Source organism: Brevundimonas staleyi, assembly GCF_041893865.1.
GTDB classification, from domain to species: domain Bacteria; phylum Pseudomonadota; class Alphaproteobacteria; order Caulobacterales; family Caulobacteraceae; genus Brevundimonas; species Brevundimonas staleyi.
Genome location: NZ_CP169082.1, coordinates 3242433 through 3260801 on the forward strand (window position 1 = coordinate 3242433; position 18369 = coordinate 3260801).

The following is an 18369-nucleotide window of genomic DNA, read 5'->3' on the forward strand; positions in this document are numbered from 1 at the left end:
ACGCGCGTATACTGCTGGTCACGGTTCGCGGAGAGTGCGAACGACGGCAAGTTTCGTCCGTTTCGTCCGTTTCGTCCGTTTCGTCACGGCAAACGCGGTCATGACGAAACGGACGAAACCCCTGCGCTCAAGCAGCGAGGCAGAGCCTGTCCTCCGGCCGATCGAAGATCGGACCGGGGGGCGCGTCGAGCGGTAGCGCCCAAAAAGGAGCTCTTAGGCAGCGTAGGCGTCCACCTCGGCCATGTATTTCAGCTTCTGGGCGTCCGGCAGGAAGGACCCCTCGAAACTGTTCTTGGCCATCTCGGTGACCTGTTCCTTGGACAGCCCCACCGCCTCGGCCAGCCGGATGTAGTTGGCGTTCACGTATCCGCCGAAATAGGCCGGGTCGTCCGAGTTCAGGGTCACATGCAGGCCCCGGCGCAGCATCTCGGGCACCGGGTGATCCTTCAGGTCCTTCACCACGCAGAGCTTCAGGTTCGACAGCGGGCAGACCGTCAGGGTCATCTGCTCGGCGGACAGCCGCTGGATCAGGCTCTCGTCCTCCATCGAACGGTTGCCGTGGTCCATCCGGTCGATGTGCAACAGGTCCAGCGCCTCGTGCACATAGGCGGGCGGCCCCTCCTCCCCTGCGTGGGCGCAGAGCTTCAGCCCCAGCTCGCGCGCGGCGGCGAAGACCCGGACGAACTTGGACGGCGGATGCCCGACCTCCGACGAATCCAGCCCGACCCCGATGAAGTGATGCAGATAGGGCTTGGCCATCTCCAGCGTCGCGAAGGCCTCCTCCTCCGTCAGATGCCGCAGGAAGCTCAGGATCAGGCCGGAGGTGACGCCCAGCTCCGTCTTCGCCCGGTCCATGCCCGCGATCAGCCCCTCGACCACCACCCCGAACGCGACGCCCCGGTCGGTATGGGTCTGGGGATCGAAGAAGATCTCGGCGTGGCGCACATTGTCGGCGGCGGCCCGCTGGAAATAGGCGAAGGCCAGATCCTCGAAGTCCTGCCGGGTCAGCAGGACGTTCGCCCCCGCGTAGTAGATGTCGAGGAAGTCCTGCAGGTTCGAGAAGTCATAGGCCGCCCTCACCGCCTCCACGCTGTCGAACGGAATCGAGACCCCGTTCCTCTGGGCCAGTTCGAACATCAGCTCGGGCTCGAGGCTCCCCTCGATGTGCAGGTGGAGTTCGGCCTTGGGCAGGCCGGCGATATAGGCGGTCAGATCGGTCATAAGGCCCTCGCTATCAGCGGGATCAGTTCGACACCACCAGCCGCAGATGTCCACGCTTGATCTCGGGCTTGGGCGGCTCGGGCGTGGGCGGCGGCGCCGGCCGGTCGGTGCTCCAGCTCCGGGGCCGTTCCACGAAGCCGGACCGGGTCAGGATGCGCTCCGGCAGGCTGGACCTTTCCAGCATCCCGACCTCGATCTCGGTCCTGAAATGCGCCCATTCCAGCAGCTGGCGATTATGCCCCCGGCCCGGCGGCGCGACGCTGACCACGGTCTTGTCAGGATAGCTCTCGTGCAGGAACCGCGTCGTCGCCGCGTGGTCCCCATCGGTGGTCAGGATATAGGCCGTATCGAACCGGTTCGCCGCCGCATCCGACGCTATGGCCAGAGCCAGATTGACGTCGCTCTGCTTCTCGGTCGCGTCCATCCACTGGTGCCCGCAGGCCGCGCAGTGGTCGCCGTGAATGACGAAATGCCCCATCAGGCAGCGCACGAACCGCGCCCTCAGCGCCTCCTCATAGGCCAGCAGCGCTTCCATCCGGTCCCGCCGCTGCGGCCGATGGGCGCTGACCCAGGTAACCCCCGCCAGCCGCTCGTTCGACGGCAACAGGGCCGCGCCCAGCTTGTTCAGGTCCAGCCACAGCAGCTCGCGCCGCTCCAGATCCAGGATCGCGTGATGCAGGTTGAAGCCGTCGACATACAGCCGGGCGCGCTTCCTGAAGATCGGCAAATGGAAACCGCCCCGGCGCACCGCCGGCGTCTGGCCCCCGCTGTAACCCGACTTCGCCATCCCAAGGCCCCCTGCCCCAGCGGGACAGTAAACCAGTGGTTAACGGCAAAGTCCGTGTCGTGGAGGCTACATACGGTCGGGCGATTCGATCCCGAGCAGGCGCAGCGCCGTCTCCAGCTGCTGCAGGGCCGCGCCCGACAGGGCCAGACGCGATCCCACCGTCTCCGGCTCCGACGCCGCCAGCACCGGGCAGGCCGCGTAGAATTTCGAGAAGGACTGAGCCAGCCGATAGGCATGCTCGGCGATCAGGTGCGGCGCCCGCTTGTCGTAGGCGTCGGACACCGCCTGGTCGAAGGCGTCCAGCGTCAGCACCAGATCCCGCTCGGCCGGCTCCTTGACGAAGATCGGCCCGGCCAGAACGCCTTGCGCCTCGGCCTTCCGCAGCAGGGATTTGATGCGGACGGTCTGGTACAGCAGATACGGCCCGGTCTTGCCCTCGAAGCTCATGAACCGGTCGAGGTCGAAGACGTAGCTGGTCGTGCGGCTGTTCGACAGATCGGCGAACTTCAGGGCGGCCACGGCCACTTTCGACGCGATATCCTCGAACTCGGCCTCCGGCAGATCGGCGCCCAGCTCGGCCTCCTTCAGCCGCTCGCGCGCCTTGTCCCGCGCCTGGGTGATCAGGTCGTGCAGCTTCAGGACCCCGCCCGCGCGGGTCTTGAAGGGCTTGCCGTCCGAGCCGTTCATCGTGCCGTTCGCGGCGTGCTCCAGCTGGTCCGGCGTGGCGTAGCCGGCCTTGTAGGCGGCGCGGAACACCTGTTCGAAGTGATCGCCCTGACGCGCATCGACGCAGTACAGGACCAGATCGAAGTCCTGATCCTGACGGCGTTGCAGGATGGTCGCCAGATCGGTCGTGCCGTACATGGCCGAGCCCTCGGACGACACCAGCAGAAGCGGCGGCAGCTCGCGCTTCTCGCCCTCTTCGTTGACGCGGATGATCCAGGCGCCCTGATCGAACTCGGCCAACCCCTTCTGCTTCAGCACCTCGACCATGCCGGGGATCAGGGGGTCGGCGTCCGATTCCCCGTTCCACAGGTCGAAGGTGACGCCCAGAGCGCCGAACTCACGCTCCAGCGCCGTGCGGCTGACCGCCACGAAATGTCGCCACAGGGCGCGATAGCCGGGACGGCCGCCTTGCAGCTCCGCCGTCGCCTTGCGGGCGCGGTCGCGATAGTCGGTGTCTTCCTTGGCCTTGGCCGCCGCCATCGGATAGAGGCGCTCGAGGTCTTCCAGCGTGACCGGGCTGTGATCCGGGAACGGACCTTCGCCCTCGGCCAGGAAGGCGTCCGCTTTGCCCTCGTCGCCCACGGCGACGATCAGCAGACCCATCTGGAAGCCCCAGTCGCCGAAATGGGCGTCGCCCCAGACCGTGTCGCCCCGGAAGCGGAACAGCCGCTTCAGGCTCTCGCCGATGATGGACGAGCGCAGGTGGCCGACGTGCATCGGCTTGGCCACGTTCGGCCCGGCGAAGTCGATGACGACCTTGCGCGCCTCGGCGACCTTGGAGGCCCCCGCCAGAGCGGCGTCATCGGCCACCCCCTGCGCCCGATGCGCCAGGGCGTCGTCGGAGACCTTCAGGTTGATGAAGCCCGGTCCGGCGACTTCGACGGCCGACAGGCGCGGATCGACGGCCAGGCGTTCGGCCACGCGGCCGGCCAGCTCGCGCGGATTGGCCTTCAGCGCCTTGGCGGCGGCCAGCGCCCCGTTGGACTGGAAATCGGCCAGGTCGGGCCGGTCGGAGGCGGTGACGCGCGCGACGGCTGCGTCCACGCCTTCGGCGGCGAAGGCGGCTGCGACCGCTTCGCCGAGGTCGGTTCTGAGGTCGGTCATCCTAGTCTTCTGCGGGGGTCGCCGCGGCCTGCCCCGCCGTCATGCGGAAACGGCTGCCGGTGCGGTTGAACTCGGCCATCTCGGGCGTGACCTCGAAGCCGATCAGGACCTCGAAGTTGCCGCCGCTGGTCGTCGTCTCGGCGCGCGGAATGATGACCGACTGCTCCTCGGTCGCCGAAGCGGTGGCCGAACCGGCGAAGTTCACGGGCAGGTCGAAATACTCCTTGGCCAGGACGGCCGAGTTCCGCTCCGTGACCGCGATCCAGTAGCGATAGGTGCGCTGGTCGCTCTGGGCCTGCGGGCCCCGGCCCAGGTGGAACAGGATGTTCATCTGGACCGTGATCGGCTCGTCGCCGCGGTACGAACAGCCGGCGGTCACGCCCTCGATCTCGCCGGTGTAGCCGACATTGGCCGAGGCGGGGCGGCCGCCCTCCAGCTCGACGTAGCGGGCCGCGTCGTAGAGGATCTTCACATAGGGGCATGGGCCGGCGTTCGGCACGGCCCGCAAGGGCGCGATGCGCGGCCCACGGCGGCTCTGGCGCTCCTCGCTCTGGCTGCTGCGGTCGCGCTCACGTTGGCTCTGGCTCTGGGCATGAGCGCTCGTGGAGACGAGGACCGCCAGGGCGGCGAGGGCGACGGTCGCAAGGCGCATTCGTAAATCCGGAAATCTGGGCGCTGACGGAACGCGGTCAGGCTTCCTGCCTGATAGCGGCTAAAGCGAGGCGTCGCAAACCTATCGCGCCCGACAAGGTGGCGATGCAAGCCCTGAACGACTAGGTTCGGACCATGGACGCGTTCGCCCCCTCCCCCGACACCGCGCTTCGGCCGCTGACCGTTCGCATGGCCACGCCGCGTGGTTTTTGCGCCGGGGTCGATCGGGCCATCCAGATCGTCGAGCGCGCCATCGAGAAGTTCGGCGCCCCCGTCTACGTCCGCCACGAGATCGTCCACAACAAGCATGTCGTCGACCGGCTGAAGAGCCTGGGCGCTGTCTTCGTCAAGGAGCTGGACGAGTGCCCCGACGACCGCCCGGTCGTCTTCTCCGCCCACGGTGTGCCCAAGTCGGTGCCCGCGACCGCGCGGTCGCGGGAAATGACCTTCCTCGACGCCACATGCCCCCTGGTCTCCAAGGTCCATGTCGAGGCCGAGCGCCACCATGCCAATGGCCGCCACATCATCCTGATCGGCCACGCCGGCCACCCGGAAGTCGTCGGCACCCTGGGCCAGCTGCCCGAGGGCGCGATCAGCCTGGTCGAGACGGTCGAGGACGCGGAGGCCTTCCAGCGTCCGGGCGACGCCCCCCTGGCCTATGCGACCCAGACGACTCTGTCGCTGGACGACACCTCCGAGATCCTGAAAGTGCTGAAGCGCCGCTTCCCGGAACTGCCCGACCCGCACAAGGAAGACATCTGTTACGCTACGACCAACCGTCAGGAAGCGGTGAAACGGCTGGCCGACGGCTCGGATCTGGTGCTGGTTGTGGGATCCAAGAACTCCTCCAACTCCATCCGTCTGGTCGAGGTCGCGCTCCGGGCCGGCGCCTCGAACGCCCAGCTGATCGACGACGCTTCCCACATCGACTGGGCCTGGCTGGACGGTATTTCGACCGTCGGCGTCACCGCCGGCGCCTCCGCCCCCGAGCCCCTGGTCCAGGCCGTGGTTCAGGCGCTGCAGGACCGTTTCGCCGTCACCCTGGCCGACGATCCGGGCGAGCGGGAAACCGTGACCTTCAAACTGCCTCGGGCCCTGACGGCCTGAAGATGGTGCGGGCGGCCGGGATCGAACCGGCATGACCGAAGTCGGCAGATTTTAAGTCTGCTGCGTCTACCAGTTTCGCCACGCCCGCGGCTTTGATCCCCTATTCCGCCGGACGCATGGCGCGGAAGTCGACGTCGCTGTCGGCCACCAGCCAGATCAGACCGGCCCAGGCGGCCACGTTCTGGCGCAGTTGCACCGGATCGATCTTGTCGAGGGTGTCGTCGGCCGTGTGGTGCAGGTCGAAATAGCGCAAGCCGTCCTGCTGCAGGCCGAACACCGGCACGCCCGCCCGCACGATCGGGCCGATATCGGCGCCGCCCGAGGTCTCCGGCGTGTTCGTGCGCAGGACGCCGATCGGATAGAGGACCCGGTTGGCGGCGTCGGCGAAGGCGCCGGTCTGGGCTCCCACGGGCAGTTGCAGGGCATAGACCCGGCCCGCGCCGAAATCGCTTTCACCGGCGAAGACATGGTTGGCCAGGTCCTCGGGCGACAGGCTGCGCAGATAGGCGCCGCCGCCGTTGCCGGTGTCGGTCGGCTGGGCCACCTCTTCCGATCCATACAGGATCACGCGGACGGTGCGGGCGGTGCGCCCCTGTTCGGCGATGGCCTTGGCCGCCGCGATGGTGATGGCGCCCCCTGCCCCGTCGTCGATGGCGCCCGTGCCCAGGTCCCAGCTGTCCATATGCGAGCCCAGGACGATGATCTCCTCCGGCCGCTCGTCGCCCGGCATGTCGCCGATGACGTTGTGGGAGGTCGTCTCATAGGTGTGGGCCGTGGACGACAGACGGACGCGCACCGGCTCGCCGTAGGAGACCAGACGGCTGAGTTGATCCGCATCCGGCGCGCTGAGCGCGAACCCCGGCAGGGGCACGACGCCGTCCACGTATCGGGTGGTTCCGGTGTGGGGCATGCGGTGCTCGTCCGATCCGGCCGAGCGCATAATGAAGGCCAGCGCCCCCTTCTGCGCCGCCACGGCCGGGCCCGCGCCGCGAATACGCGTCAGGGGACCGTAGCCGGCGCCCGACTGCATGGGCACCATCTGGCCGGCGTCGACATAGGCGATCTTGCCCGCCAGCGACCCGTCCGGCGCGGCCTGGAGGTCCTCCAGCGAAGCGAAGCGCACGACCTCGGCCTCGATGCCGCCGGCCGGGGTGCCCGGCGAGTGACCCAACGCCGCAACGACCAGAGGCTGGGGATTGGCGCCGACGATGGAGGCGCTCTCTTCGCCGCGCTCCCAACCGACGAGGGGGAAGGCCTGGATGTGGACGTTCTTGAAGCCGAGCTCACGCATGTAGCCGGCGGCCCACTGGGCGGCGGCGGTCTCGGAGGCCGAACCCGCCGGGCGCGGACCGAACCGCGTCGTCAGCTGGGTGACGTAGTCCATGGCCACGGTGTCGTTCAGGGCGGCGTCGCGGACCTGTTCGGCGGCGCGGATCGTCGCCGCGTCCTGGGCCAGGGCCGGTGCGGCGCAGAGGCTCAGCAGGGAGACGGCGGCCAGCGCCGAACGACGGACGGAAACGAACATGCCCAGAACTCCAGATCTCGGAAGAGCCGGACCCTAGGCTTGGAATCGGGGCTGTGGAAGCGGCTTAGCCGACGTTGGCCAGCTCGGGCTCCAGAACCACCTCGCGCCAGGCGTGCGGGGCGTTCAGCAGGGCGCGGACCAAGAGGTTGTTCACCGCATGACCGGCCTTGTAGCCTTCGTAGCGGCCCAGCAGCGGCGCGCCCAAGACGTAGAGATCGCCGATGGCGTCCAGCGCCTTGTGACGCACGAACTCACGTTCCATACGCAGGCCGCCGGGGTTCAGGATGTCGTCACCGTCGATGACGACCGCGTTCTCCAACGAACCGCCGCGGGCCAGACCGGCCTGACGCAGGGCCTCGACCTCATGGGCGAAGCCGAAGGTGCGGGCCGACATGATCTCGTCGCGGAAAGTCTGTTCGTCGACGACGAAGTCCACGACCTGATTGCCGATCACGGCGTTGTCGAAATCGATCTCGAACCGCATCTCGTAGCGGTCGCAGGGCAGCAGGGCCGCATGCTTGTCGCCGTCGGTGACGTGGATCGGCTCCAGGATCTCGACGTAGCGGACCGGGGCCTGCTGCCGACGGAAACCCGCGCGGTCCAACAGTTGAACGAACGGCAGGGCCGAACCGTCCAGGATCGGCAGTTCCGGTCCATCGACCTCGACGATCGCGTTCGAGACGCCGAGCGCACAGAAGGCGGCCATCAGGTGTTCGATGGTCGACAGGCGGACGCCCGCCGCGTTCTCGATCATGGTGTTCAGGCGCGCATCGACCACGGCGTCGCCAGAGACGACGATGCGGTTGTCGCGGTCGGTGATGTCGGTGCGAACGAAGACGATGCCCGTCCCGGTCGGGGCCGGACGGATGGCCAGACGCACGCGCTGGCCCGTATGCACACCCACGCCCGCGCAGATGGCGGGGGCGACCAGGGTCCGTTCGCGATGATCGTTGCGAGGCGGCAAGGGCGAGATCCACTGAACGCCCTGGGCGCGGGGAGGCGCGCATGAGCGGAAGATCGATCCCTAAACGGGGCGCCGCAACGCATAAACCAAAGTCGGGTTTCGAATTGTTTCGCGGTTTGTAACCACGACCGGGGGCTTGGGGCTTGGGGCTTAGGAGCAATCGACATTCAGCCGACCACCCCAGCGAAGGCTGGGGTCCAGATGGAAAACTCCGTTGGTCGGAGCAGCAGGATCGGTGCGCTGTCCCGACCGATTGAATGTGGATCTGGACCCAGCCTTCGCTGGGGTGCACGGGTGTGATGGCTGAGCTGACGATCCGGACTCCAAAACACCGTCCGAAGCGTCCGAAGAGTCCGAAGCGTTCGGATGGTCCATGGCCTGATGATGCGTCCCTCCTGTGGAACGGATCAGTATGGGGGCGTTTCGAGGGGCGTTAAGGAAAAGGGCTTTCAGAAGATCGGGGCGTTGGAATCGTTGGCGGATTCCGGCGATGCTTTGCCAGCTCCGCCCCCCGGCGTCATCCGTGCACTGCAGCGAAGGCCGGGCTGCACGGGAAAATCGTGAATGTCGATTGGACCCAGGGCTTGGGTTGGAGCGCCGAACGGTCCCACAAGCAAAAAGGGCGGCCCGACCGGGCCGCCCTTTCCGATTCATGACTTGAACCCAAGCCCCAAGACCTAAGCCCTACTCCCTAGCGTCTAGTTCGCGAGCCGGCGGAGAAAGGAGGGGATCTCCAGATCGTCCTCCGCACCTTGGGCATCGGCCTCCGGCAGGGGCTGGGCCGTCTGGCGCAGCTGCGGCTGGGCGCGCGACGGCGCGGGCGCCGGGGCGTAGGCGGTCTGGGCGCGCGGCTTCTTGCCGAACAGGCTCCAGCCCGACTTGCGGTGATCGCGGTCGTCGTAGGCGGGCTCGTCATACTCCGGCGCGGCGGCGGGAGCGCGGTCCATATAGAGGTCGCCCTGGTCGACGCGGGCGGCGGCGGCCGGCTTGGCCTCGAACTCCTCGACCCACGGATCGACGATGGGCTCCAGCGAGCGGGGCTCTTCGGCGACGTGGATGACCGGTTCGGGCGTACGGGCGACGACCGGCTCCGGAGCCTGGAAGGTCGGAACGACCGGGGCCGGCTCGGGCGCGCGATAGGCGGCTTCGGCGCGGACCGGCTGGCGGACGGGCTCGGGGGCGCGGGGAGCCTCAACGACCGGGGCGGCGCGGCGCGGGTCGTGGAAGGCGGTCTGGCGCGGGGCGACCGGCTCGATCTTGGAGGTGGCGACCTCGTCCATGCCGGTCGCGACGACGGAAACGCGGATCTTGCCGTCCAGGGCAGGGTCGAAGGCCGCGCCGAAGATGATGTTGGCGTCGCCGTCCACCTCCGCCGAGATGGCGTTGGCGGCTTCGTCGACTTCCAGCAGGGTCATGTCCAGACCGCCGGTGATGTTCACCAGCACGGCCTTGGCGCCCTTCAGCGAGGTCTCGTCCAGCAGCGGGTTGGCGATGGCGTTCTGGGCGGCCAGCAGGGCGCGATCGTCGCCCGAGGCCTCGCCCGTGCCCATCATCGCCTTGCCCATCTCGGACATGACGGCGCGAACGTCGGCGAAGTCCAGGTTGATCAGGCCCGGCAGGATCATCAGGTCGGTGATCGAGCGGACGCCCGAGTGCAGGACCTGGTCGGCCATGCCGAAGGCGTCGGCGAAGGTCGTGCGTTCGTTGGCGACGCGGAACAAGTTCTGGTTCGGAATGACGATCAGGGTGTCGACGTAGCGTTGCAGCTCGGCGATGCCCGCATCGGCCAGACGCATGCGGTGACGACCTTCGAAGGTGAAGGGCTTGGTCACGACGCCGACGGTCAGGATGCCGCGATCGCGGGCGCATTTGGCGATGATCGGTGCGGCGCCGGTGCCGGTGCCGCCGCCCATGCCGGCGGTGATGAAGACCATGTGCGCGCCTTCCAGGTGCGCATGAATTTCGTCGGCGGATTCCTCAGCGGCGTTCATGCCGACTTCGGGGTGGGCGCCGGCGCCGAGGCCTTGGGTGATCGTCTCGCCCAGCTGGATGCGCTGATCGGTCTTGGCGAACGACAGGTGTTGGGCGTCGGTGTTGGCGACGACGAACTCGACCCCTTCGAGGCCGGCGTCGATCATGTTGTTGACGGCGTTGCCGCCCGCCCCGCCGACGCCGAAGACGACGATGCGAGGCTTCAATTCGGTGGCCTGAGGCCGCACCAGCGAGAGAGACATATCCAAACCGACCTTTGTTCCGACCCTGCTCTCCGAACGCCCAGTACGAAATCCCCGCCGATTCGCATTGGTTATGAGCGCGTTAAGGATCGCGCGTCGTCGTTAAGAGAAGGTTACCGGATAGCGTGAGTCGGATCGCTGACGACCCCAATCCCCAAGCGTGGCCGCAAAAAGATGCATCTGTGGGCAAAAAGAAAGGGCGACCCGAGGGCCGCCCTTTCCGTCTTGGTTCTGAACGAACCCCTTACCAGGGGCGGTAGTTCAGGCTCACGTTGAAACGACGGCCGTAGGGGTCGTAGTTCGAGTAGAGCGTCGCACCCAGGATGTCACGCTGGCGAGCATCGAAGGCGTTGCTGAGACCGACACGCAGGGTCAGGTCGTCGCGGACGTTGAAGCGAGCTCCGAAGTCGTGACGCGTGAAGTTGCCGGTGTTGTAGTAATCCAGCGGACGGTTGTCGATGTTGGCGACCTGATCGCGGGCCTGGATGATGTCCTGAGCCGTTTGCCAGTCAACCACCCAGGTCAGATCCACCAGGTCGTTCGGGCTCCACACCAGGGTGTTGGAGAAGCGAACGCGCGGGAACGAACCACCGACCTGCAGCGTGCTGGCGAACTCGGTGAAGTCGTTCGGGTTGTCGATGTTGTTGAACTGCTTCTGTTCGATCAGCCACGAACCGTTCAGCGAGGTGCGGAACCTACCGAAGTTACGACCGAACATCTCTTCGGTGTCGAGCGAGTAGGTGGCGGTGAAGTCCATGCCACGCACGGTGCGCTTGGCGTAGTTGATCGAACCCTGGATGAAGCCGCCGAGCGGATCGCCGGCCGGAGCGCCGACCTTGAAGGCTTCCGAACGGTCAGCCGCCGACGTACCGGAGACCGGGGCGACACGACGGAAGATCGTGTTGCAGGCGCCGGTGTTCAGGCCCGGACCGCTGACGCAGTTGGTGGCTGCGGTCTGGGCGGTGACCGAGGCGATGACCTGGTCGATCTGGATCTCGTAGTAGTCGAGCACCAGGCTGAAGTTCGGCACGAAGCTCGGCGTCCACACCGTCGAGAAGGTGAAGGAGGTGGACTCTTCCGGGGTCAGGAACGGGTTGCCGCCGTTCACGCCGGCGACGCCGCTCGAATAGATCGGAGCGTAGTCGTCGTTCGGGTCGAGCGTGGTGCCGCCGAAGTCGTAGGTCAGGCCCTTAGCGGCCGCGAGCGCCGTACAGTTGGCGATGCGGTTGGCGCGGATGTCGGCGGCCAGGGTCGACGACGTGATCGCGGAGGTCGCGCAGGGGTCGGCGAAGCCGTTGGCGAACGTCTGGCTTTGCGGCGAGAAGTTCTCCGACAGGGTCGGGACGCGGACCGAGGTGTTGTAGCTGGACTTGATCGCGAAGTCCGAGACCGGACGGTAGACCAGGTTCACGCCGTACACGTCGGTTTCGCCGACCGTGGTGTAGTCCGAGTAGCGGTACGAACCGCTCAGCTCGGCGTACTGACCCAGCCAGGAGTCACGGAACAGCGGCAGCGAGAGCTCGGCGAAGACTTCCGTGGTCTCGTATTCGACGCGCGGCTGGTCCGGGCTGGTGTTCAGGAACAGCTGGCGGTCGCCCGTGTCACGGCTACGGCCGATGCCCTCGGTCGATTCACGACGGTATTCACCGCCGACGGCCACGCCGATCGCACCGGCGCCCCAGAAGTCCCACAGCTGACCCGAAACCGAACCGATCAGGTTTTCCTGCTCGTTGGTCTGGCGAACGGTGACCGCGGCGTAGGTCACGGCCAGAGCGGCCGGATCGGCGGCGCCTTGACCGAAGACGTTGATCGGACGGCACTGTTCGATCGCGGCGCGACCTTCGGCACGGGAGCGCAGGTCGCCGTAGGTGCCCGGGGTCTGGCCGGCTTTCGTCGACCAGTCGCGGATACCGCCCAGGCCCGTGGTGGCGTTCGTGAACGCAACGTTGGTCTTGGCGAGGATCTGAACGCGGCAGACGATTTCGCCCGGACGACCGTTCACGATACCGGCGGTATCGACGACGGCGTCAGCGCCGAGGACGTAGCGCTGGGTGTCGACCGCCATTTCCTTGTTGGCGTTTTCGAGCTTGCTGTAGGTGTAGGCCAGATCCCAGTTCAGGTTGCGGATCGGACCGACGTCGCCGTGCTGGCCGCTCAGGCCGGCCACGAAGCGTTGCAGTTCACGCACGTTGTCCTGCGAGCGGTCCTCGCCGAACGTCACGTGACGCGCCCAAGGGGCGACGGTCGAGGCGGCCAGCGGCGTGCCGGCCCCGGTCACGGTCGGGTTGTTGTAGTTGGTGACCGTGTTGCCGAGGATGGCGGCGCGCAGGGCGGCCGGCAGGAAGGCGTTGTCCGAGACGCGCAGCACCTGGTTCTGGTTGCTCGGCGTGATGCCCGTGCGGCCGTTGGTTTCGTTGGCGGCGTAGGCCGCGTCGTTCAGGTAGAAGTCGAAGAACGTCGGCTGAGCGACCGCGAAGGTCGACTCCTTGATGTACTTGGCTTCCAGGATACCCGAGATCGAGTCCGTCAGGCGGAAGTTGGCGCCGGTCTGATAGCGCTGGGCCTCAACAGAACCCGTACGGTCGGCCTGGTTGAAGAAGGCCGGGTTCTCACCGTCGCCGCCGATGTTCAGAGTACGGCTCGCGCCGACGTTGCCGATGCGCTGGCCGAAGTTGGCCAGACGGGCCGAGCCGCCTTGCGGGAAGACCCAGGTCTTGGCGGGATCGACGCTGTAGCAGGTCGACTGGGTGAACGTCGTACAGTTCGTGACGCCCACCAGCGGGTTGTTGAGCGCGCTCGGCTGTTGAGCGTTGGCGATCGTCGTCTGGCCGCCGCGCGGACGGGAAATGGTGTTCAGGCCGCAGAAGACCCGGTTGTCGATCGCATCGTCGACCGGCAGGCCGGCGGCGGCGGCGGTCGGGTCGGCGTCGACGCCGACCACGGCGCAGGCGTCAGCCAGGAAGCCCAGGTCGAGCGTTCCGACGGCGTCCAGACGCTCGTATTCACCGAAGCCGTACAGGTTCAGACGGTCGTCGAAGAAGTTCTTGCCGACCAGCAGCGAGGCGCGACGGCCGTAGTTGTCGCCGTAGCGCGACAGCTGGTTGCCGTACAGGTCGAGCTCGACGCCCTCGAAGTCCTTGCGGAGCGTGAAGTTGATCACGCCGGCGACGGCGTCAGCGCCGTAAACCGACGAGGCGCCGCCCGTGATGATTTCGATGTTCTCGATCAGCAGGCGCGGGATGGTGTTGACCGACACGGCCAGGCTGCCGCCGACCGAACCGACCTGACGACGGCCGTCGATCAGGGTCAGCGTGCGGTTGTTGCCGAGAGCGCGGAGGTTCGCGATGTTCAGGCCTTGGGCGTTCAGAACGCTGCCGACGTTGTCGGTCGGGATCTGCGAGTTCGACAGGGCCGGGATCTGGGCCAGGTAGTCGATCAGCGTGGCCTGACCGGCCGACAGCAGTTGCTCGCGATCGACCTGGATCAGCGGGGTCGGGGCGGTGGTCGGGTCACGGCGGATACGCGAGCCGGTGACGACGATCTCTTCGACCTGGGTCGACTGGTCGTCCTGAGCCGGAGCGGACGACTGAGCGAAGGCCGGAGCCGACAGAGTCAGCACGCCGGCGAGGACGGTGGTTCCGAAGAGATACTTGCGAGTTGATAGCATGGTGCTTGGCCCCAATGACTGAATGACGCACGGCAGACTTCTGCGAGTCTGGTCGTTCCGAGCGTTGCTAGTCAGAGATTGCGGCCGGGGCAACCATTGCGGCGCGACTGCGGCAACAGGAACTCGGATTTGTTACACTTCGGACACACCGAGGACACAGGATGGACCGGCGTTCAGCAACCTAAAGGTTGTCGCGCAGCCATCCCGCAGCCCGCGCCACGAGGTTGCCGCCCTGAATACGGGGCGCGTCAGCAGCGGTAATCTGCCGAGACATCAGCTTCCTAGCCGACACAGCCTCGCGGGGACCGTAGGCGGCGCGCAACAGGACTCCGGCCGCCGAGCAGAAGGCGGGACCGGCGGCCGAGTCGGCCAAATGCGGCGCCCTTTGTGGCCGTCCGAGACGAACCGGGCGGTCGAAGACACGGACGGCGAGTTCGCGCACACCGTTCAACTGGCTGGCGCCGCCGGCCAGGACGAGGCCCGCGCCGGGCTCCAGGCCCACGCCCGCATTTCTGAGTCGGTCGCGCAGCAGTTCCAGCGTCTCCTCGACGCGGGGCGCGATGACGGTCTTCAGCATGGCGCGGGGCACGATGACCGGACCGGCGCCGACGTCCTCGCCGCGCGGCGGGGCTTCCAGCATCTCGCGGTCCTCGTTGGCGCTGGCCATGGCCGAGCCGTGCAGGGTCTTCAGACGCTCGGCGCCCGCCTTCGACGTGGAAAGGCCACGGGCGATGTCGGAGGTGACATGGTCGCCGCCGACGTTCAGCGATTCGATGTGCAGCAGGGAGCGCCCGCCCCAGACGGCCGCGCTGGTCGAGCCTCCGCCCATGTCGATGCAGACGCAGCCCAGGTCCATCTCGTCCTCTTCCAGAGAGGCGAGCGATGAAACCACCGGCGCGGCGGCGACGCCTTGCAGGTCGAGGTGCGCCAGTTCCAGACAGTGGCTCAGGGAGGCGAAGGCGCCCTCGGCCATCGAGACCACGAGGAGGTCGAGACCCAGCGAATGGCCACGCATGGCGCGGGGATCGTGGACGCCGCGGGCGCCGTCGACGGACCAGCCGATAGGCAGGACGTGGATCGGACGGCGGTTGGGGAGGCGAATCTGGGCCAGGGCCATACCGATGGCGCGAGCCAGGTCGGCGTCGCCGATGGGATTGGCGCCCAGAGAGACGCGCGCCTGCACACGGTGGCTGGCCATCTGGCCGATGGCGGTCGTGACGATGACGCCCGAGACAGGGGCCCCGGCCGTGCGCTCGGCCCGCTCGACGGCGTGGCCGATGGCCTGCGCGGCCTCATCCATGTTGACGATGGCCCCGCCGCGCACGCCCTTGGACTGGACGTGGCTCGCGCCGGCGACGCGGATGGTGCGGTCGGCGTGACGCACGCCGTCCGGCTTCATGATGAAGCAGGCGACCTTGGACTGACCCAGATCCAGGGCGGCGACCACGGGGGCGCGATTGGCCGCCCTGCCCGCATCCACCGTCGAATCCGCCTTCTTGCCCGCCATCAGCCTACTCTTCTTTATCTCTCAAGCGCCGGCGCCCGGACGCACGGCCACCTGGCCCTCGGTCCGGAGGTCGATGCGGGCGAAGCCCAGTTCCAGCAGCCGCTCGCGCTGATCCAGCGCATCCAGCTGGATCAGGGCCGCTTCCTGTTTGACCGCCGGAAGCTGGATGATGCCGCCGTCGCGCAGCCTCAGGTCCCAGCGCCGCTCGTCGACGCGCACCAGGGCGTCGACCCGGCTCATCAGACGCGGCCGCTCGGCCAGCAGGGGCAGGATGTCCTTCGCCGCCGTATCGGCGCCCTTGCCCACCACCAGCGGCAGGTTCGGATAGCGGCCGGCGTCTGCGCCCGGAATGGCGCGACCCTCGCCGTCGATGACATAGGTCTGGCCGCGCGTCTGCCAGACCGCCAGACGGTCGTGTTCCTTGACCTCGACGATCAGGGTGTCGGGCAGGAGGCGGACGACACGGGCCTCCCTGACCCAGCCGACGGACTGGACGCTGGCCTGAAGCGCATCGAGATCCAAAGAGGTGATCGGCTGGCCGGACTGGACCTGCAGGGCGCGCTGGATCGACGGCGTCGCCTCGGCCGAGGCGCCGGTGATGTGGACGCGGCGAAGCTTCAACCCCATGCCGGTCGTGATCTGGTCGACGCCGTGGCTGACCGACTGACCGATGCGTTCGGCGCGGGCTCCGGTCGCCAAGACGAGAGCCAGAACGCCGACGCCGGCGCAGATCGACAAAACGACGGCGCGGGGCGTCAGGTCCAGCTTGCCGAGCGCGGCCATCTTGCCGGGCACGCCGCCCTGATTGCGCGGGGCGGCACGGCCGCGAGCGCCCTGCCCTTTCGGCGCGGCGCTTCGCTTGGGCGCTGACGCGACGTTCGCGCGCCGACCGCCGCGAACTACCGCGGGCATGAGGCGTCCTCCACCATCCAACGAACCAGATCTCGATAGGTCATGCCGAGATGGGCGGCCTGCTCGGGAACGAGCGAGGTCGGGGTCATGCCCGGCTGGGTATTGACCTCCAGAAGCACCAATTCGTCCTTAACATCGTCATAACGGAAATCGGACCGGCTCACCCCGCGACAGCCCAGTGCGGCGTGCGCCTGCTCGGATTCCCTCAGCGCCGCCTCGAAAACGTGGGCCGGGATTTCGGCCGGAAGTTTGTGGACAGATCCGCCCGGCGCGTATTTGGCCTCGTAGTCGTAGAAGCCCTTCACCGGCGTGATGTCGGTCACGGTCAGGGCGCGGGGGCCGGTCGTTTCGCCGATCACGGCGACGGCCAGTTCCTTGCCCGGGATGTAGGGCTCGACCATCACCTGTTCGCCATAGGTCCAGTCGGCGGCGCCGACCTGGGCGGGCGGGCTGTTGGCGCCGGCGGGCACCAGATAGACCCCGACCGAGGAGCCTTCGGCGTTCGGCTTGACGATATAGGGCGGCTCGATGACGTGGCGGCTGGCCACCTCGTGCCGGTCGAACAGGCCGCCGCCCGGCACCTTGATGCCCGCCGCGCCCAGCACGGCCTTGGTCTTGTCCTTGTCCATCGTCAGGGCCGAGGCCAGGACGCCGGAGTGGGTGTAGGGAATCTGCAGCGTCTCCAGGATGCCCTGGACGCAGCCGTCCTCGCCCCAGTCGCCGTGCAGGCAGTTCAGGACGACGTCGGGCTTCAGCCCCGCCAGCACCTGGGCCAGATCGCGGCCCGCATCGACGCGGCTGACCCTGGCCACCTGCCCTTCGAGGGCGTCGGCGCAACCCTTGCCGGACGACAGCGATACATCCCGTTCGGAGGACAATCCGCCCATCAGGACGGCGACGTGCAGCTCTGACAGGGGACGGGACATGGTGCGTTCTGCGGTTACAGGGGGCGGCCGATCCTCTTGATCTCCCATTCAAGGTTTACGCCGAGTTTACTTTGAACGTCGGCGCGGACGGTTTCCCCCAATCCTTCGATGTCGGCGGCGGTCGCCTCGCCCGGATTGATCATGAAGTTGGAGTGGAGTTCCGAGAACATGGCCCCGCCGCCGGTCACGGCGTGCAGCTTGCCGCGCCAGCCCGCCTCGTCGACCAGTTTCCAGGACGAATGACCGGGCGGGTTCTTGAAGGTGGAGCCGCCGGTCTTCTCGCGGATCGGCTGGGTGGTCTCGCGACGCGAGGTGATCTCGGAGATGCGGGCGGACACCGCCTCGGGTTCGTCCGCCGTGCCGCGATAGGTGGCCTCGATCCAGATGATGTCGGCGGGTGCCTCGGAGTGGCGATAGGTGTAGCCGAAGTCGGCTAGCGCATAGTCGACCCGCTCGCCGGACCGGGTAAGGCCCCAGGCGGAGACGAGGACGTCTTTGGTTTCGGAACCATAGCAGCCGGCGTTCATGGTCAGGGCGCCGCCGATCGTGCCGGGGATGCCGGCATAGAACTCCAGCCCCGCGATCCCCGCCTTGGCCGAGGCCTTGGCGACCATGGCGTCGAGAGCGCCTGCGCCGGCCGTGATCGTCTGTCCGTCGGTCGCGATGCCCGCGAAGGGACGGCCCGCCAGACGGATGACCACGCCCTCGACGCCGCCGTCGCGGACGATGACGTTGGAGCCGACGCCCAGCACCATGACGGGCACGGACGGGTCGATGGCCTTCAGGAAGTCGGCGAGATCGTCGGCGTCGGCCGGGATGAAGAGGGCCTCGGCGTTTCCGCCCACCCGGAACCAGGTGAAGGGGCCGAGCGGCTCGTCGCGGAGCAGCTTGCCGCGGACGGAAGGGAGGGTGTCACGCCAGGTCATACGCACACTCCCCTTTCGTCATCCTCCGGCGAAGCGCAGCGGAGACCGGGGGACGCAGCGGCGCCGAAGGCGATCTGTTCAGGCATGATGTTGGAAACGTCAGTGTGCGTGG

The 18369-nt window shown here is 67.5% G+C and carries 13 protein-coding genes and 1 tRNA gene; 1 reads left to right on the forward strand and 13 read right to left on the reverse strand.

What is annotated here, in order from left to right; translation table 11 throughout:
* Window positions 1-213: 213 nt before the first annotated feature.
* The 4 genes from ACETK8_RS16435 to ACETK8_RS16450 form a co-directional block, all read right to left on the reverse strand.
* The gene (locus ACETK8_RS16435) at window positions 214-1221 is read right to left on the reverse strand and encodes an adenosine deaminase (protein ID WP_374036901.1); all 1008 of its coding nucleotides are present in this window, start codon (window positions 1219-1221) and stop codon (window positions 214-216) included.
* A 22-nt stretch (window positions 1222-1243) separates the two neighbouring features.
* Window positions 1244-2008 carry an NYN domain-containing protein gene (locus ACETK8_RS16440; protein ID WP_374036902.1) on the reverse strand — a complete coding sequence of 255 codons (765 nt, stop codon included), beginning with the start codon at window positions 2006-2008 and terminating at the stop codon, window positions 1244-1246.
* Between the two features lie 66 nt (window positions 2009-2074).
* Window positions 2075-3838 carry an arginine--tRNA ligase gene (gene argS, locus ACETK8_RS16445; RefSeq protein ID WP_374036903.1) on the reverse strand — a complete coding sequence of 588 codons (1764 nt, stop codon included), beginning with the start codon at window positions 3836-3838 and terminating at the stop codon, window positions 2075-2077.
* Between the two features lies 1 nt (window position 3839).
* Window positions 3840-4490, reverse strand: a complete 651-nt coding sequence (locus ACETK8_RS16450; protein ID WP_374036904.1) for a Tat pathway signal sequence domain protein — start codon at window positions 4488-4490, stop codon at window positions 3840-3842.
* A 134-nt stretch (window positions 4491-4624) separates the two neighbouring features.
* On the opposite strand from ACETK8_RS16450, the gene ispH reads away from it, so the two are divergent.
* Window positions 4625-5596, forward strand: a complete 972-nt coding sequence (ispH, locus tag ACETK8_RS16455) for a 4-hydroxy-3-methylbut-2-enyl diphosphate reductase (protein WP_374036905.1) — start codon at window positions 4625-4627, stop codon at window positions 5594-5596.
* Window positions 5597-5599: 3 nt separating this feature from the next.
* On the opposite strand, the gene ACETK8_RS16460 is transcribed toward ispH, so the two are convergent.
* From ACETK8_RS16460 to murB, 9 genes are all read right to left on the reverse strand, one after another.
* Window positions 5600-5684, reverse strand: a tRNA-Leu gene (locus ACETK8_RS16460).
* 12 nt (window positions 5685-5696) lie between these two features.
* Complete coding sequence (locus tag ACETK8_RS16465) at window positions 5697-7121, reverse strand: M20/M25/M40 family metallo-hydrolase (protein ID WP_374036906.1); 1425 nt, start codon at window positions 7119-7121, stop codon at window positions 5697-5699.
* Between the two features lie 64 nt (window positions 7122-7185).
* Window positions 7186-8085 (reverse strand): UDP-3-O-acyl-N-acetylglucosamine deacetylase, encoded by a 900-nt coding sequence (gene lpxC / locus ACETK8_RS16470; protein ID WP_374036907.1) that lies wholly within the window; start codon window positions 8083-8085, stop codon window positions 7186-7188.
* 698 nt (window positions 8086-8783) lie between these two features.
* A complete protein-coding gene (gene ftsZ, locus ACETK8_RS16475) occupies window positions 8784-10319 on the reverse strand; it encodes a cell division protein FtsZ (RefSeq protein ID WP_374039419.1) in 1536 nt (511 codons plus the stop codon).
* A gap of 244 nt (window positions 10320-10563) precedes the next feature.
* On the reverse strand, window positions 10564-13986 hold the full coding sequence (locus ACETK8_RS16480) for a TonB-dependent receptor domain-containing protein (protein ID WP_374036908.1): 3423 nt from the start codon (window positions 13984-13986) through the stop codon (window positions 10564-10566).
* Window positions 13987-14167: 181 nt separating this feature from the next.
* On the reverse strand, window positions 14168-15493 hold the full coding sequence (gene ftsA / locus ACETK8_RS16485) for a cell division protein FtsA (RefSeq protein WP_374036909.1): 1326 nt from the start codon (window positions 15491-15493) through the stop codon (window positions 14168-14170).
* Between the two features lie 21 nt (window positions 15494-15514).
* The gene (locus ACETK8_RS16490) at window positions 15515-16405 is read right to left on the reverse strand and encodes a cell division protein FtsQ/DivIB (protein WP_374036910.1); all 891 of its coding nucleotides are present in this window, start codon (window positions 16403-16405) and stop codon (window positions 15515-15517) included.
* Complete coding sequence (locus ACETK8_RS16495; protein WP_374036911.1) at window positions 16393-17331, reverse strand: D-alanine--D-alanine ligase; 939 nt, start codon at window positions 17329-17331, stop codon at window positions 16393-16395. Before ACETK8_RS16495 ends, ACETK8_RS16490 begins: the two co-directional genes overlap by 13 nt.
* Before the next feature lie 14 nt (window positions 17332-17345).
* On the reverse strand, window positions 17346-18257 hold the full coding sequence (murB, locus tag ACETK8_RS16500) for a UDP-N-acetylmuramate dehydrogenase (RefSeq protein ID WP_374036912.1): 912 nt from the start codon (window positions 18255-18257) through the stop codon (window positions 17346-17348).
* Window positions 18258-18369 lie beyond the last annotated feature (112 nt).

Excerpts from the sequence above, each read along its gene's own strand:
- ACETK8_RS16435 (WP_374036901.1), bottom strand. The coding sequence starts at position 1,221 with ATGACCGATCTGACCGCCTATATCGCCGGCCTGCCCAAGGCCGAACTC.
- ACETK8_RS16440 (WP_374036902.1), bottom strand. The coding sequence starts at position 2,008 with ATGGCGAAGTCGGGTTACAGCGGGGGCCAGACGCCGGCGGTGCGCCGG.
- argS (WP_374036903.1), bottom strand. The coding sequence starts at position 3,838 with ATGACCGACCTCAGAACCGACCTCGGCGAAGCGGTCGCAGCCGCCTTC.
- ACETK8_RS16450 (WP_374036904.1), bottom strand. The coding sequence starts at position 4,490 with ATGCGCCTTGCGACCGTCGCCCTCGCCGCCCTGGCGGTCCTCGTCTCC.
- ispH (WP_374036905.1), top strand. The coding sequence starts at position 4,625 with ATGGACGCGTTCGCCCCCTCCCCCGACACCGCGCTTCGGCCGCTGACC.
- ACETK8_RS16465 (WP_374036906.1), bottom strand. The coding sequence starts at position 7,121 with ATGTTCGTTTCCGTCCGTCGTTCGGCGCTGGCCGCCGTCTCCCTGCTG.
- ftsZ (WP_374039419.1), bottom strand. The coding sequence starts at position 10,319 with ATGTCTCTCTCGCTGGTGCGGCCTCAGGCCACCGAATTGAAGCCTCGC.
- ACETK8_RS16480 (WP_374036908.1), bottom strand. The coding sequence starts at position 13,986 with ATGCTATCAACTCGCAAGTATCTCTTCGGAACCACCGTCCTCGCCGGC.
- ftsA (WP_374036909.1), bottom strand. The coding sequence starts at position 15,493 with ATGGCGGGCAAGAAGGCGGATTCGACGGTGGATGCGGGCAGGGCGGCC.
- ACETK8_RS16490 (WP_374036910.1), bottom strand. The coding sequence starts at position 16,405 with ATGCCCGCGGTAGTTCGCGGCGGTCGGCGCGCGAACGTCGCGTCAGCG.
- ACETK8_RS16495 (WP_374036911.1), bottom strand. The coding sequence starts at position 17,331 with ATGTCCCGTCCCCTGTCAGAGCTGCACGTCGCCGTCCTGATGGGCGGA.
- murB (WP_374036912.1), bottom strand. The coding sequence starts at position 18,257 with ATGACCTGGCGTGACACCCTCCCTTCCGTCCGCGGCAAGCTGCTCCGC.